The following is a 14,409-nucleotide window of genomic DNA, read 5'->3' as shown; positions in this document are numbered from 1 at the left end:
ATGGTCCCCGGTGAAATCATCCTCGCCGATGGCAAGATTGTCCTGAACCAAGGACGCGACGCGATTACCCTGCTGATCGCGAACACTGCCGACCGGCCCATTCAGGTTGGCAGCCATTATCACTTTGCAGAAACCAACTCGGCGTTGCTTTTCGACCGCGCGGCGGCACGCGGGATGCGCCTGTCCATTCCCGCTGGCACCGCCATCCGGTTCGAGCCGGGACAGATGCGCGAAGTCAGGCTTGTCCCCTATGCCGGCAACCGCATCGTGCAGGGTTTTCGCCAAGACATCATGGGGGCGCTGTAAATGGCCCACACGCTTTCCCGCGCTGATTACGCGGCACTTTACGGTCCCACGACCGGCGACCGCATCCGGCTGGCCGATACCGAATTGCTGATCGAAGTCGAACGTGACCTGACCATTCCCGGCGAAGAGGTCAAGTTCGGCGGCGGCAAGGTCGTTCGCGACGGCATGGGCCAGTCCCAGATCAGCCGCGCGGATGGCGCCATGGACACCGTGCTGACCGGCGTCGTGGTCTTTGACCATCAGGGCATCGCCAAAGCCGATGTCGGTCTGCGTGATGGCCGCATCGCCGGGATCGGCAAGGCGGGCAACCCCGACATTCAACCGGGCGTGACGCTGATCATCGGGCCGGGGACCGAGATCATCGCGGGTGAAGGCCGCATTCTGACGCCGGGCGGTTTCGACTGCCATATCCACTATATCTGCCCGCAACAGGTCGATCACGCGCTGCATTCGGGCATCACGACCCTGCTGGGTGGCGGGACCGGTCCGGCGCATGGCACCTTGGCCACCACCTGCACGCCGGGGCCGTGGCACATCGCCCGGATGATCGAGGCTTGCGCCGAATTGCCCGTGAATATCGGCATCGCGGGCAAGGGCAATGCCAGCCTGCCCGCACCGCTGGTAGAACAGATCCGGGCGGGTGCCTGCGCACTGAAGCTGCACGAAGATTGGGGCACGACCCCCGCCGCCATCGACAACTGCCTGAACGTGGCGGATGCGATGGATGTGCAGGTGATGATTCATACCGATACGCTGAACGAATCCGGTTTTGTCGAAGATACCATGGCCGCCATCGCTGGCCGCACCATCCATGCTTATCACACCGAAGGCGCGGGCGGCGGCCACGCCCCCGACATTATCCGCATGGTCGGCATGGCAAATGTGCTTCCTTCGTCCACCAACCCGACCCGGCCCTATACGGCCAACACCGTCGAAGAACATCTGGATATGCTGATGGTCTGCCATCATCTTGACCGCCGGGTGCCCGAAGATGTGGCCTTTGCCGAAAGCCGCATTCGGCGCGAGACCATCGCAGCCGAAGATATCCTGCACGATCTGGGCGCGTTCTCGGTGATTTCATCCGATAGTCAGGCCATGGGCCGGATCGGAGAGGTCATCATCCGCACCTGGCAAACGGCCGACAAGATGCGCCGTCAACGCGGCAGGCTAGAGGGTGAGACCGGCCAGAACGACAATCTGCGCGCCCGCCGCTATATCGCGAAATATACCATCAACCCCGCCATCGCGCATGGCGTCAGCCGCCATATCGGCAGCATCGAACCCGGCAAACGCGCCGATCTGGTTCTGTGGTCGCCAGCCTTTTTCGGCGTGAAGCCTGAAATGGTGCTGGTCGGCGGGCAAATCAGCGTGGCGCAGATGGGCGATCCGAACGGCTCGATCCCCGTGCAGCCGATCTTCAGCCGCCCGATGTGGGGGCATAACGGCCGTGCCTCGGCGCTGTTCATCAGCCAAGCCGGGCTGGAGGCTGGGGCAGGCGCCGATTTGCGCAAAAATCTGATCGCGGTCGAACATACCCGCGACATTGGCAAGGTGGACATGCACCTGAACGACGCCATGCCCCGGATCGAGGTCGATCCCGAAAGCTATGAGGTTCGCGCCGATGGTCAGCTTCTGACCTGCGAACCCGCGACGCAGCTGCCAATGGCGCAGCGCTATTTCCTGTTCTGAGGCCCGGCACATATGACGATCTGCACCACCATCATTCGCGCCGCGCCCGGCCCCTTCGCGGGCCAGATCGCGCTGGATTACGAAGGCCGCCTGTTGCGGCGAAAACGGCTGACCTTCGAGGGGGGCGACTTTCTGTTGAACCTGTCCGAAGTCACCAGCATCGAAGACGGCGACGCCTTTGAACTGTCGGACTGTCGCCGGGTCGTCATGCGGGCCCTGGCCGAGCCGGTGCTGGTGGTGCGCGGCAATCTGCCCCGGTTGGCATGGCATATCGGCAACCGCCACACCCCCTGCCGGATCGAGGCGGATCGCCTGATCATCCGGCAGGATCATGTGTTAGAGGCGATGCTGCGCCAATTGGGCGCAAAGGTAGAGCGGACCGAACTGCCCTTCAGCCCCGAGGGCGGAGCCTATGGCCACGGCCGCACCTTCGGCCATGATCACGGGCATGAGAATGGGAACGGGCATTCGTATCATCATGACCACGCCTGACGCCGCACGTTTGCGAATAGCGCAATATCTGTCACCCGCCTTTCCGGTCGGCGGATTTGCGTGGTCGCAGGGGCTGGAATGGGCGATGGATCGGGCAGAGGTCACGCGCACCAGCCTGCCGCAATGGCTGGCGGATTGGCTGGACTACGGTGCGGGCTGGACCGATGCGGTGCTGGTCGCATTGTCGCTGCGACCAGAGGCGGATCATGGCGCACTGAACGATCTGGCCCACGCAACCTGTGTCAGCGCCGAACGGCTGACCGAAACCACGGAACAAGGTGCTGCGTTCACCGCCAATATCACCGCGCTGACAGGCGTGCGGCATAAACCAGCGGCATTACCGGTCGCCTTCGGCCGCGCCTGCGTCGACCTGCCGCTACCCCATGCCGAAATCATCGCCGCCTATCTGCAAGCTCAGGTCTGCGCCCTGATCAGCGCGGCGATCCGCTTCATGCCGCTTGGCCCGGTCGAGGGGCAGATGATGCTGACCGCCTTGCAACCCGCAATGTTGCACACAGCATCCCGCGCCGCCAATGCCAACGAGGATGACCTTGCCAGTGTCGCCTGGGGCGCCGACATTGCCGCCATGCACCACGAAACCATGTCCGTAAGGATTTTCAGATCATGAGCCATCATGGCCCCTTGCGCGTCGGGATCGGCGGCCCCGTTGGCGCGGGCAAAACAACGCTGACCGAACAATTGGCCCGCGCCTTGGCCCCGCGCCTGTCGATGGCGGTGATCACCAATGACATTTACACCCGCGAGGATGCCGAAGCGTTGATGCGGGCGCAGGTTTTGCCGTCCGAACGCATTCGGGGCGTCGAAACCGGGGGCTGCCCGCACACCGCGATCCGCGAAGATGCCAGCATCAATCTGGCCGCGATTGCCGATCTGAACCGTGCCTTTCCCGATCTTGATCTGGTGCTGATCGAAAGCGGCGGCGACAATCTGGCGGCGACTTTCAGCCCCGAACTGGCCGATCTGACCATCTATGTCATCGATACGGCGGCGGGTCAGGATATCCCCCGTAAACGCGGCCCCGGCCTTGCCCGTTCCGATCTGCTGGTCGTGAACAAGACCGATCTTGCCCCTCATGTTGGCGTCGATGCCGCGCTGCTGGAATCGGATGCACGCACCGCCCGCGGCCCCAGGCCAGTGGTCATGGCGCAACTGCGGCACGGGATCGGTGTGGATCAGATCGCCGATTTCATTGTTCAGGAAGGTGGGTTAGACTTTCACGACACCGCAACCGCGTAACGCGAAATGACCGGGCAATGGCTTTGATTAAGTCTCGCTTTCTGACACTCGCACTGATCAGCTTTCTGGGCGGAAACATCCTTCCCGCATTTGGACAGCAAACAATTGCACCGGAACAGGCCCAAAACGCCCAGCCACAAGACCTGCGGGAATGGACAAGACAGCTATCGGCCCAGCTCGCAGGTTTGCCGATTTCCCAGTTGATGCCCGAACTGAAGGATCGAACCCAGCCGTTGCGGATCGTCCTGCGACTGAAGGCAAACCCGAACGGTCATATCAGGGATGTCACCCTGAACCCCGCCACCGGCCGGGTGCAAACGGATCTGCGCATCATCATGGCGGTTCGCGATCTAAGCCCGCTGCCGGCCTTCAGCGCAGACATGGGGCAAGAGCCCAAAACCTTCATCCTGCCAATGGTGCTGGACCCTTCTGCGCCGCCAGCGGGGATCGAAAACTCAGCCCCGTGATTCGGGGAGGGGCGATGATGATGGCGGCGACACCCGCTTTTCGATCCGCCTGCCCAAATTCATGAAGTAACGCTCTAGCGTGTTGGTCGAGATATGGGCCACAACGAAGGTCAGGAATATCGCGATCGGGCGTTTGACCAGATAGAAGAACACTTTGGACCCCTGCTCGCCCAACCAACCAAGGCGGAACAGCGGGTGCCAGATATACAACGCATAAGAAATCCCCGCGATATAGGTGAACACATTCCAGCGCAGGAAGCGGCGCAACCATCCTTCCTGATGGTCCAGTAAAGCGGTCAGAACCATGAAGCCGAAAAGCGGGCGGAAATACATCAACCCCTCCATGGATCTATGGCACGACAGCAGCAGCAGGGCGAACCACAGCCAGAAACCTTTGCCAATCACGTGATAAAGCCTGCGCGTCCAGCCGTGATCGCGATTCTGCCACAGCAGTGCCGCCAGACTGCCGGCGAAAATCTCATCCACGCGCAAATGCGTGCGGATATTTGATGTTGCTCCCAGGTCCATGCGCAGCAGCAGGATGATCAGAAAGACGACCGGAACGGCCCAGAAGCCCCGTCGCCCAAAGGCCCAGATCAACAGGCCGATAAAGAGATAAAAGTGAAATTCGACGCAGATTGACCAAAGATGCGACAGGCCCGGCAAAATCTGGGCATCACGATAATTAAGGGTGAAGGTGACGATTGCACCAAAACTGTCCCACCGGTTGTAAATCAGCACGGCGACGATGAAGCCATAAACCCACAGAAGCGGCAGAATACGCATACTGCGGCGAATAAAGAACGGCGCGATCCTGTCGGGCGTCTGATACAGAAAGTTTGTAATCAGGAACCCGGACAGCGCGAAAAACAAGCTCATCCCCAGCAGACCGGACGAGAAATTAAGGTCCATCCAGCTGGGACCAAGCGGCAACAGATGGGCGGCTAGCACCGCAAGGATGCTCAACGCGCGAACGCCATCCAACTCGTAAATATACTTCACTCTTGCACTCGCCACTCGGATCACAGGACATATCGCTACACGATAAGCGTCCCCCGGAAAATACCGGTTGCGCGTCGTGCAATCACGATCCTGTCTGTGCCTGCAGGCGGTATCAGGTCAATATTCTAGCGCTTTCGTTCCCACCGTCCCGACTCTTCGGACCAATATTCGGCGGTGACGCCCGCGCCGGTCAATTCGCGCCATTGGTCGCGGGCACGGGCGACGGCAGCGCTGTCGCCGCCATCGAAGATGATACAGGCGCGGTTCAGGTTCGGGATTTCATCCGTTGAAACCGCAACGCCGTCCAACGCCATCAGACAGGTTGATGCATTCGCGGACGCCTGTCCTGCCACCGTCAAAAGAACGGGCTGCATGGCATCACGCGGGCCACCGGCCAGACCATGTGGCAGAAAGCCATCGCCCTGCCACAATTGCCGGTCCAGCCAGTCCATGCGCTCGGCATCCTTGCCGCGCAGTTCTACCCGCCAACCCGCCGCCAGCGACTTGCCGATCAGCACCGGCAACAAGTGTTCGGCCGGGGAACGGGTCAGGTGATAGAACAGCGCGTTTCCCATGCCGATCTACTTGCCCTCGAACTTGTCGCGAACCAGACGGTCCAGCGTCATCACGCCCCAGCCTGTCGCACCGCGTGGTGCAAGATCGGTCGCGCCCGGAGGCAGCGCAACCCCGGCGATATCTATATGCACCCAAGGCTGATCCTTGCGGATGAAGCGTTGCAGGAACTGCGCGGCCGTGATCGAACCCGCCGCGCGACCGCCGGTATTTTTCATATCCGCCAGTCGCGAATTGATCAGCGAATCATACCCCGGCCCAAGGGGCAGACGCCATGCGCCCTCATCCTCCGCCTTGGCGGCGGCCAGCAGATCACCGGCCAGCTTGTCGTCATTCGAGAAAATGCCGGCATTGTCATGGCCAAGCGCGATGATGACCGCGCCGGTCAAGGTCGCCAGATCAATCACGGCTTTGGGCTGGAACCGAGTCTGCGCATACCAAAGCACATCGGCCAGAACCAAACGACCTTCGGCATCGGTGTTGATCACCTCGATCGTATCGCCCTTCATCGACTTGACGATATCGCCCGGACGCTGCGCCGCACCATCGGGCATGTTTTCGACCAGACCGACCAGCCCGACGACATTCGCCTTGGCCCGGCGCAGGGCCAGCGTGCGCATGACACCCGCCACGACGCCTGCGCCGCCCATATCCATGGTCATTTCTTCCATGCCGGCAGCCGGTTTGATCGAAATACCGCCGCTGTCGAATACAACGCCTTTACCAACCAGTGCCAACGGAGCCTCGTCCCCGTTGCCGTTCCAGCGCATGACGACGACCTTTGACGGCGAGGCGCTGCCCTGCCCCACGGCCAACAATGCGCGCATGCCCAGCCTGGCCAGTTCGTCTTCTTCCAGAACCTCGACCGTCAGGCCGATTTCTTCCATCGCTTTCAAGCGGTCGGCGAAATCGGTCGTGGTCAGGATGTTTGCCGGCTCGCTGACCAGATCGCGGGTAAAGAATACACCCTCGGCCAGCGCGGCGCCATCCTTTGCGGCCTTGGCAAGGGCTTGGGGATCTTTGACCATGAACGTCACCCTGGCCTTTTCGGACACAGGCTCATCCGCAACGTCCTGCGTCGTATCGGCCTGCGCATCCGCAAGAACGGCAGTCTCCTGACCACGATTGATGGTCTGCGGCACGCTGTCGGTGGCAATGTCGGCAGCGCCTTCGGCATCGTCCTTCCGGGTCCGATAGACCGAGAAATCATAGCCGCGCAGCGCGATGCCCAACGCGATTTCCGACGCATGCTTGTGGGTTCCTGCCAGAACCAGCGTATGATCCTTGCCCAACTTGGCACCAATGGCAGCACCCGCCTTGCGCGCATCTATGCCCGAGGCATTTGCCGCAAGCCCGACCAGCATCAGTGCATCTGCCTGCATCCCGGCAGGATAGGCCAGTTCGATCACACCCCCTGATTTCAGCGATTTTCCCGTCTTTGATTCCATCGCCCGCTGGGCCGCTTCACGTGCGCTGCGCGGCAGGCCCGCTGGCAAGCGGCCACCGGGCGCCACGATCAGCGCAACGCGGCCCTTATGGCCGGCCAGCTTGTCCGTCGCGGTTTCGGTAAAGGTGATTTCGACTGGATGCGTCATGTCTTGCGTTCCTCGCGTCTGCTTGGTCATGAACCTAGACCCGCATCCGGCCCTTTTCCAGAGCCGCCCTTACCGCTAAAGCTTGCAAACCACTTCGTTTCAGAAAGTCAGCCTCGCCTATGCCTCGGATAGACCGATACATTCTTAGCCTGCTGCTGACACTGTTTGGCTTTTTCGCGCTGGTGCTGGTTTCGGTTTACTGGATCAACCGGGCGGTCAGCCTGTTCGATGATCTGATGAACGACGGGCAAACAGCGCTTGTGGTGCTGGAATTCACCGCGCTGACGCTGCCCTTGGTGATTTCGGTGGTGCTGCCGGTCGCGGCATTCGTGGCGACGGCATATGGCACCAACCGGCTTTCCGGCGAAAGTGAGCTGGTCGCGATGCAGGCGGCGGGCCTGTCGCCCTGGCGGCTGGCGCGGCCCGTTCTGATTTTTGGCGTCTTTGTCGGTGTGATGGTCGCTGTGCTGGTGCATGGGCTGGTGCCAATGGCACGGGCGCGCTTGGCCGATCGTCAGTCGGAACTGGCCGAAAACATGACCGCGCAATTCCTGCGTCCCGGCACGTTCCAATATCCGACCGATGGGCTGACGCTGTTTATCCGCGATATCGCCAATGACGGGCGTTTGCTTGACGTGTTCATCGAAGATGCGCGCAATCCGAACGATCAGACCCTCTACACCTCGGAAGAGGCACTTCTGGTGCGCGCAGATAGCGGCCCGGTGCTGGTCCTGTTGCAGGGGATGGTGCAGAACCTGACCCAAAAGGACGATAAGCGAAACTTGGCGATCACGCGATTTGAGGAACTGAGCTATGACATGGGCGACGTCCTGCCCGAAGGCAGCAGCAAAGGCCGCGATTTGCGTGATTATGGCACGCTGCGTCTGCTGAACCCCGATGCCCAGCTTCTGAAGGCAACCGGCGCCACTGCCGGTGATGCCCGCCGAGAGGCGCATGAACGCATCGCCCAACCGCTGCTGTCGCCGGTTGCCGCAATGATCGGCTTTGCGACACTGATGATCGGTGGCTTCTCTCGCTTCGGGGTCTGGCGGCAGGTGCTGTGGGCCATTCTTGGCCTGATCGTCGTGCAATTCATCAGCAATGCTGCCGCCAATCAGGTTGGCCGCAATACCGATCTGTGGCCGTTGCTATACCTGCCCGCGATGGTCGGCGCCGGTATCTGCATCGTCCTGCTGTGGCTTGCATCAAAGCCACGGCGAATGAAATGCGGCACGACAGGGGATGCGACATGATCCTTGCCCGGTATGTTTCGCGTCGCTTTGTGCGCAGCTTCCTGATGGTGGCCGGGGTCTTTCTGTTGATCCTGTTCCTGATCGACATGATCGAAATGATCCGCCGTTTTTCGGCCCATGATATCGGCCTTGGCGGGGCCGCGCGGCTGGCAACGCTGAACATCGCCTCCAGCTTCTATTCGATTCTGCCGTTGCTGACCGTGCTGGCGGGAATTGCGCTGTTTCTGGGGCTGGCGCGCAGTTCGGAGATGGTGGCGATCCGCGCCTCGGGCCGGTCGGCCCTGAAGGTCGTGACGGCACCGGCGCTGACGGCTGGCATGATCGGCATTATTACCGTGGGCCTGCTGAACCCGCTGGTCGCTGTCACCGGGGCGCAATTTGACGATGCCGTCGCCGAAATCGAAAGTGACGGACAGCAAACGGTTTCGGTGGGCGACAGCGCGGTCTGGTTGCGTCAGGCCGATACAGTGGATGGCAAGCCAAACGGGCAGATTGTCATTCGCGCCCGCCGCGCCAGCCCGGATGCGACAACATTGTATGACGCAACCTTTATGGTTTTTGACGAAGACAGCGGGCCGGTTCGCCGGATCGAGGCACGCCAAGCCAGATTGCAGCCCGGAGAATGGGCGCTGACGCAAGTCCGCGATTTCCCGCTGACCGCCGAAAACCCCGAGGCCGAGGCCCAAACGCAGGAAACCCTGACGCTTGAATCCGAACTGACAGCGCAGCGCATTCGCGACGGCTTTGGCCGCCCGGAGGCCGTGCCGATCTGGCAGTTGCCGGGTTTCATCGCGGGCCTTGAACGCGCAGGTTTTTCCGCAGAACGCCACCGCGTCTGGTTGCACATGGAACTTGCACGGCCATTTCTGATGGCCGCAATGGTGTTGATCGCCGCCGCCTTCACCATGCAGCATATCCGTGGCAGAAATACCGGCATCGCAGTTCTTCTGGCCTTTGGGGCCGGGATCGGACTGTTCTTTTTACGAAATCTGGCGCAGGTTTTGGGCGATAACGGGCAGGTTCTGCCAGCAATTGCAGGCTGGACGCCACCTTTGATCGGTGGCCTGCTGGCGGTGGCAATGATCCTTGCACGGGAGGATGGATGACGCGACGGGGGCAGAACGGCTGGCGGTGGTCCGCGGGCCTTGCGGGGCTTGCCCTGATGCCGGGGCTTGCCCTGGCGCAGGACGTGTTGACCGAAGATCCGGGCCTCGGCGCGGGCAGCATGGTGCAATCGACAGACCTGAACTGGTCTACCCAATCCGCGCTTGCCCCAGCGGCCGACGCGCTAAGCGACAGTGTCATCAATGATGGCACGCCCGAAGCAAACGCGTTGGAATCGGTCGCGCCCACGTCGAATGTCACCATTCGCAGCCGCCCGACGGTTGGCGATACCGGCGACTCGGCGACGGTTCTCGCCGATACGATGACGCTGCAGGGGGATCGCACGCTGATTGCTGCCGGTGGCGTTGTGGTCTGGTATCAGGGATCACGGCTGGTGGCATCGCGCATCGTCGTTGACGGGGCCAGCGGCGATCTGACCATTCAGGGCCCAATTCACCTGTCACGGCCCGGCGCGGTCAAGCCGGATGAAGAGGCGATCCTGATCGCTGATTCCGGCCAGTTGGACAGCGAATTGCAAGATGGCATCATTCGTGGTGCACGATTGGTCATTGCCCGCGAATTGCAGCTTGCCTCGGATGAACTGACGCGGACCGGAAACGGCCGCATGACCAACCTGACGAATGTGGTTGCCTCATCCTGCCAGATCTGTGCCAGCGACCCGACCCCGCTGTGGGAAATCCGCGCCCGCAAGATCACCCACGATGCCGAAACCCGGCTGATCACGTTCGAGCACCCCCAGTTTCGTGCATTCGGCGTGCCAATCGCGGCAGCCCCCTTTACCGTCACCGCACCCGACCCCACGGTCGAACGCCGCACAGGCTTTCTGCGACCAGAGTTCCGCACGACCTCCCGTCTGGGTTTCGGGATGAAGCTGCCCTATTTCATCACGCTGGGCGATAGTGCCGACCTGACGCTGACCCCCTATCTGTCGACCAGCCGGACGCGGACGCTGGAACTGCGCTATCGCCGCGCATGGAGCAATGCCGTCACCGAATGGAACGGCGCGATCAGCCGGGACGACATCGAACCGGATGAGACCCGCGGCTATCTGTTCGGCAACGCGCTGGTCGAACTGCCGCGCGACTATCAACTGGGCATTCAGGTGCAGGTCGCGTCCGACCGCAGCTATTTGCTGGATTATGACGTCACCGATGCCGACCGTCTGTGGAGTGGTGTGATCCTGAACCGTGTGACCCGCGACAAGTTGGTATTTGCGCGTGTCGGCAACTATCATTCGCTGCGCGACGACGAAGATAACAGCGTCTCTCCCGCGCAGGTGGCCGACGCCATCTGGCTGCGCCGCCTGACGCCGGGCTGGATCGGCGGCCAAGCGTTGATGGAATGGTCGGCCCACGCCCATCGCCGCCCTTCGGACGAAGATATGATCGGCCGTGATGTTGCCCGTGGATCGTTTGGCCTGGACTGGCGCCGGACGGAAATTCTGCCCGGCGGCATCGTCGGTGCGGCGATTGCCGGTCTTGACGCGGACATCTATCGCATCTCGCAGGACAGCAATTACGATGACATCGTGACCCGCGCGGATCCTGTCGTGGGTGTGGAACTGCGCTGGCCACTGGCAGGCAGCGATGGCAGCGCCACCTATATGCTGGAACCCGTTGCCCAGATCCTGTGGTCGCCGCGTGGCAACGACGAAGACATCCCGAACGAAGACAGCCGCCTGATCGAATTCGACGAAGGCAATTTAATTTCGGACAATCGCTTTCCCGGCTACGACGCGCGTGAAACCGGATTGCGGGCCAATGTCGGCGTCACCTGGACCCGGCTTGACCCAAGCGGCTGGTCGTTGGGATTGACCGGCGGCCGCGTGTTTCGCGATCACGTCGAGGAAGCGTTTGGCCGGCAATCACCGCTTTATGGCCGTCAATCCGATTGGCTGCTGGCGGCGAATTACGACAGCGGCGATGGTCTGGCCGTCGTGAACCGCGCGCTGTTCGATGATTCGCTGGAGATGTCGCGCAATGAATTACGATTGGGTTGGCTGCGTCAGGATCTGCAGGTGTCAGCCGGACATCTTTGGATCAATGGCGACACGGACGAGGGTCGCGACGCCGATATCAATGAGTTTACCGGCAATGTTGGCTGGCAAATCAAAGATGGCTGGTGGGGCAACGCGGAAACACGCTATGACTTTGTCGCGGACAGTGCGCAAAGCGCGGCACTGGACCTTACCTATCGCAATGAATGCATCACGGTCGACATGGGCATCGAAAGACGCTTTACCTCCTCTGACAGCGTTCAGGCTGAAACCAGCGTGGGCTTTTCGGTTCGCCTTGGTGGTTTCGGCTCACAAAAAGACGGTCCCGGCACAGTGGCGCGGCGCAGCTGCTTGCGCTAATCTGACCGGCAAAGAATGATTTGGGGGCAGCATATGCGGCATTTACTTTCTGGCATCGCCATTTCGGCGACCTTGCTGATGGGCTCGGTCACGCCGGTGCTTGCGCAGAACCTGTTCGAGCCGGTGATCTATATCAACGATTCTGCCGTAACCCGTTACGAGGTGCAGCAACGCCAACGTTTCATGCAAATCCTTGGCGCATCGCAAACCACGGCCAAGGAGGCGCAGGACGCCCTCGTTCAGGACCGACTGCGCACCTTTGCCGGCAAGCAGATGGGAATGGAACCGACCGATGAAGCCATCCAGACCGGGATGGAAGAATTTGCGGGCCGTGCAAACCTGTCGGCCGCCGAATTTGTCGCCCGTCTGGAGCAGGCTGGCGTGGATGTTTCAACCTTCCGCGAATTCATCGCCGCCGGCACCGTCTGGCGTGAGGTTATTCGCCAGCGTTTCGTTGGCATGATCAACGTCTCGGATGCCGAGATTGATCAGGAACTGAAGCGTCAGATCGAAACCCCGATCCTGTCCCGCGTGCTGGTGTCGGAACTTGTGATCCCCGCCCCCGCCGGCCAAGAGGAACAGGCCCTGAACCTGGCCCGCCGCATTTCGGGCTCCAACCTTAGCGAAAATCAGTTCGCCGCTGCCGCGCGCGAATATTCAGCCTCGGAATCGGCCCCCGCCGGGGGGCGTCTGGCATGGATGAATGTCGACAATCTGCCGCCCGGCCTGTTGCCGGTCCTGTCCTCGCTGCAACCGGGTCAGGTCAGCCAGCCATTGCCGGTTCAGGGCGCAGTCGTCCTGTTTTACATGCGCGACACTCAGGGCACCCTGCGTCCGGGCGCGACCGATCAGGTCATTGACTACCTGACGCTGCGGATGGCCAACACGACCGACGCCGCAACCCTTGCCGCCCGCGCCAATAGCTGTGACGATCTTTATGTGCAGGCAGGTCCACAGGTCGCCGCACAGGTCCAGCGCCAGACAATGCCGCAGGGCCAGATCCCAACCTTGATCGCCACCCGCCTTGCATCCCTGGATGATGATGAGGCAGGCTTCGTAAACTATGGCGGCTCGGTCGATCTGGTCATGCTCTGCTCTCGTCAACCCGCGCTGGTCGCCGAAATGCAGAATGACGTTGCCACCACCGCACGGCCCGAAGATGGGGTCGAGGCCGCGGTGCCTAACGCGAATGCCCTGCCCAGCCGTGAACAGGTCCGCAGCGCGATTTTCAATCGCAAGGCGAATGCCGCAGCAGAAGCCTATCTGGCGGAACTGCGCGCGGATGCGATTGTCCGGCGCCCCTGAACCATGGACCGCCGCATCCTTCTGACCTGTGGAGAGCCAGCCGGCATCGGACCAGAGCTGGCGCCGCTTGCCTTGGCCTCGGGGGTGGAATTTGCATGGATCGGGGATCCCCGCCATTTGCCCGCAGGCACGGCTTTCACCAGGATTGCGGCTCCGAACGACCCGGTTCCCGCAGGGCATCTGCCGGTGCTGCCACATCAATTCGCAGCACCCAACACACCTGGCCGGGCCAATCCGGCCAACGCCACGGGCGTGATCGAGGTTATTGCCCGCGCCGTCCAACTGGTGCAGCAGGGTCAGGCCAGTGCCATCACCACCCTGCCGATCAACAAGCAGGCCTTGAAAGAAGGGGCCGGGTTCGCCTTTCCGGGCCATACGGAATATCTGGCCCATCTGGCAGGTGATGTGCCTGTCGTGATGATGCTGGCCTCGACAACGGTGACGCCGGCTTGCCGCGTGGTTCCGGCAACGATCCATATCCCGCTGGCAGAAGTTCCCGCCGCACTGACCGATGAGACATTGGAAAGCGCGATTCGCATCACCCACGCGGCGCTGATCCGTGATTTCGGCATCGCCGACCCACGCATCGCGGTTGCCGGCATCAACCCGCATGCCGGCGAAAATGGCGTCATGGGCCGGGAAGAGATGACGCGCTTCACTCCTCTGTTGAAACGCCTGCGCCAAGAGGGTCTTGACCTGACCGGCCCCCTGCCCGCCGATACGATGTTTCACCCGGCCGCGCGCGCCCGGTATGACGCCGCGATCTGCGCGTATCACGATCAGGCATTGATCCCGATCAAGACACTGGATTTTGCGGGCGGTGTGAATGTCACACTTGGCCTGCCCTTCATCCGCACCTCACCGGATCACGGCACAGCCTTCGACATTGCGGGCAAGGGTTTGGCCGATCCTGAATCGACCATCGCAGCCCTGCGCATGGCCCGCGATATGGCGGCGACGCGCGCATGACGCTTCTTCTTTGTCAAAAT

Annotated in this window: 14 protein-coding genes; 11 read left to right on the top strand and 3 right to left on the bottom strand. The window is 61.6% G+C overall.

All coding sequences use genetic code 11. The features are described from left to right. Genes H4P12_RS07935 through H4P12_RS07910 form a run of 6 tightly spaced genes read left to right on the top strand, consistent with a single transcriptional unit; the run spans position 1 to position 4,211 of the window. Positions 1–306, top strand: coding sequence for an urease subunit beta (locus H4P12_RS07935; protein WP_187793108.1), 306 nt, complete (start codon positions 1–3; stop codon positions 304–306). Next, positions 307–1,995 (top strand): urease subunit alpha, encoded by a 1,689-nt coding sequence (gene ureC / locus H4P12_RS07930; protein WP_187793107.1) that lies wholly within the window; start codon positions 307–309, stop codon positions 1,993–1,995. A gap of 12 nt (positions 1,996–2,007) precedes the next feature. Continuing rightward, positions 2,008–2,487, top strand: coding sequence for an urease accessory protein UreE (locus H4P12_RS07925; RefSeq protein ID WP_187793106.1), 480 nt, complete (start codon positions 2,008–2,010; stop codon positions 2,485–2,487). Then, complete coding sequence (locus H4P12_RS07920) at positions 2,474–3,115, top strand: urease accessory protein UreF (protein ID WP_187793105.1); 642 nt, start codon at positions 2,474–2,476, stop codon at positions 3,113–3,115. The genes H4P12_RS07925 and H4P12_RS07920 overlap by 14 nt, the downstream gene beginning before the upstream one ends. After that, entirely contained in the window at positions 3,112–3,744 is a 633-nt protein-coding gene (ureG, locus tag H4P12_RS07915; RefSeq protein ID WP_187793104.1) for an urease accessory protein UreG, read from the top strand. The genes H4P12_RS07920 and ureG overlap by 4 nt, the downstream gene beginning before the upstream one ends. Before the next feature lie 17 nt (positions 3,745–3,761). Continuing rightward, positions 3,762–4,211 (top strand): hypothetical protein, encoded by a 450-nt coding sequence (locus H4P12_RS07910; protein WP_187793103.1) that lies wholly within the window; start codon positions 3,762–3,764, stop codon positions 4,209–4,211. On the opposite strand, the gene H4P12_RS07905 is transcribed toward H4P12_RS07910, so the two are convergent. From H4P12_RS07905 to H4P12_RS07895, 3 genes are all read right to left on the bottom strand, one after another. Continuing rightward, complete coding sequence (locus H4P12_RS07905; protein ID WP_187793102.1) at positions 4,200–5,213, bottom strand: acyltransferase family protein; 1,014 nt, start codon at positions 5,211–5,213, stop codon at positions 4,200–4,202. The genes H4P12_RS07910 and H4P12_RS07905 overlap by 12 nt on opposite strands. A 125-nt stretch (positions 5,214–5,338) precedes the next feature. Next, complete coding sequence (locus H4P12_RS07900) at positions 5,339–5,788, bottom strand: DNA polymerase III subunit chi (protein ID WP_187793101.1); 450 nt, start codon at positions 5,786–5,788, stop codon at positions 5,339–5,341. Between the two features lie 6 nt (positions 5,789–5,794). Continuing rightward, a complete protein-coding gene (locus tag H4P12_RS07895; protein WP_187793100.1) occupies positions 5,795–7,381 on the bottom strand; it encodes a leucyl aminopeptidase in 1,587 nt (528 codons plus the stop codon). 119 nt (positions 7,382–7,500) lie between these two features. Here H4P12_RS07895 and lptF point away from each other — a divergent pair, with 119 nt between their 5' ends. Genes lptF through pdxA form a run of 5 tightly spaced genes read left to right on the top strand, consistent with a single transcriptional unit; the run spans position 7,501 to position 14,389 of the window. After that, positions 7,501–8,634 carry an LPS export ABC transporter permease LptF gene (lptF, locus tag H4P12_RS07890; protein ID WP_187793099.1) on the top strand — a complete coding sequence of 378 codons (1,134 nt, stop codon included), beginning with the start codon at positions 7,501–7,503 and terminating at the stop codon, positions 8,632–8,634. Further along, complete coding sequence (gene lptG, locus H4P12_RS07885) at positions 8,631–9,740, top strand: LPS export ABC transporter permease LptG (protein ID WP_187793098.1); 1,110 nt, start codon at positions 8,631–8,633, stop codon at positions 9,738–9,740. Before lptF ends, lptG begins: the two co-directional genes overlap by 4 nt. Continuing rightward, the gene (locus tag H4P12_RS07880) at positions 9,737–12,115 is read left to right on the top strand and encodes an LPS-assembly protein LptD (RefSeq protein ID WP_187793097.1); all 2,379 of its coding nucleotides are present in this window, start codon (positions 9,737–9,739) and stop codon (positions 12,113–12,115) included. The genes lptG and H4P12_RS07880 overlap by 4 nt, the downstream gene beginning before the upstream one ends. A 33-nt stretch (positions 12,116–12,148) precedes the next feature. Continuing rightward, entirely contained in the window at positions 12,149–13,420 is a 1,272-nt protein-coding gene (locus H4P12_RS07875; RefSeq protein ID WP_187793096.1) for a peptidylprolyl isomerase, read from the top strand. A gap of 3 nt (positions 13,421–13,423) precedes the next feature. After that, positions 13,424–14,389: a 4-hydroxythreonine-4-phosphate dehydrogenase PdxA gene (gene pdxA, locus H4P12_RS07870; RefSeq protein ID WP_187793095.1), complete on the top strand. Its 966-nt coding sequence runs from the start codon at positions 13,424–13,426 to the stop codon at positions 14,387–14,389. The last annotated feature ends 20 nt before the right edge of the window (positions 14,390–14,409 follow it).

Origin of the sequence: Paracoccus amoyensis (assembly GCF_014490725.1) — a bacterium.
Lineage (GTDB): Bacteria > Pseudomonadota > Alphaproteobacteria > Rhodobacterales > Rhodobacteraceae > Paracoccus > Paracoccus amoyensis.
The sequence above is the reverse complement of the archived record's forward strand: the minus strand, read 5'-3'. Positions and strand labels throughout refer to the sequence as shown.

Excerpts from the sequence above, each read along its gene's own strand:
- pdxA (WP_187793095.1), top strand. The coding sequence starts at position 13,424 with ATGGACCGCCGCATCCTTCTGACCTGTGGAGAGCCAGCCGGCATCGGA.
- H4P12_RS07910 (WP_187793103.1), top strand. The coding sequence starts at position 3,762 with ATGGCTTTGATTAAGTCTCGCTTTCTGACACTCGCACTGATCAGCTTT.
- H4P12_RS07925 (WP_187793106.1), top strand. The coding sequence starts at position 2,008 with ATGACGATCTGCACCACCATCATTCGCGCCGCGCCCGGCCCCTTCGCG.
- H4P12_RS07935 (WP_187793108.1), top strand. The coding sequence starts at position 1 with ATGGTCCCCGGTGAAATCATCCTCGCCGATGGCAAGATTGTCCTGAAC.
- ureG (WP_187793104.1), top strand. The coding sequence starts at position 3,112 with ATGAGCCATCATGGCCCCTTGCGCGTCGGGATCGGCGGCCCCGTTGGC.
- H4P12_RS07875 (WP_187793096.1), top strand. The coding sequence starts at position 12,149 with ATGCGGCATTTACTTTCTGGCATCGCCATTTCGGCGACCTTGCTGATG.
- H4P12_RS07880 (WP_187793097.1), top strand. The coding sequence starts at position 9,737 with ATGACGCGACGGGGGCAGAACGGCTGGCGGTGGTCCGCGGGCCTTGCG.
- H4P12_RS07900 (WP_187793101.1), bottom strand. The coding sequence starts at position 5,788 with ATGGGAAACGCGCTGTTCTATCACCTGACCCGTTCCCCGGCCGAACAC.
- lptG (WP_187793098.1), top strand. The coding sequence starts at position 8,631 with ATGATCCTTGCCCGGTATGTTTCGCGTCGCTTTGTGCGCAGCTTCCTG.
- H4P12_RS07895 (WP_187793100.1), bottom strand. The coding sequence starts at position 7,381 with ATGACGCATCCAGTCGAAATCACCTTTACCGAAACCGCGACGGACAAG.
- H4P12_RS07920 (WP_187793105.1), top strand. The coding sequence starts at position 2,474 with ATGACCACGCCTGACGCCGCACGTTTGCGAATAGCGCAATATCTGTCA.
- ureC (WP_187793107.1), top strand. The coding sequence starts at position 307 with ATGGCCCACACGCTTTCCCGCGCTGATTACGCGGCACTTTACGGTCCC.
- lptF (WP_187793099.1), top strand. The coding sequence starts at position 7,501 with ATGCCTCGGATAGACCGATACATTCTTAGCCTGCTGCTGACACTGTTT.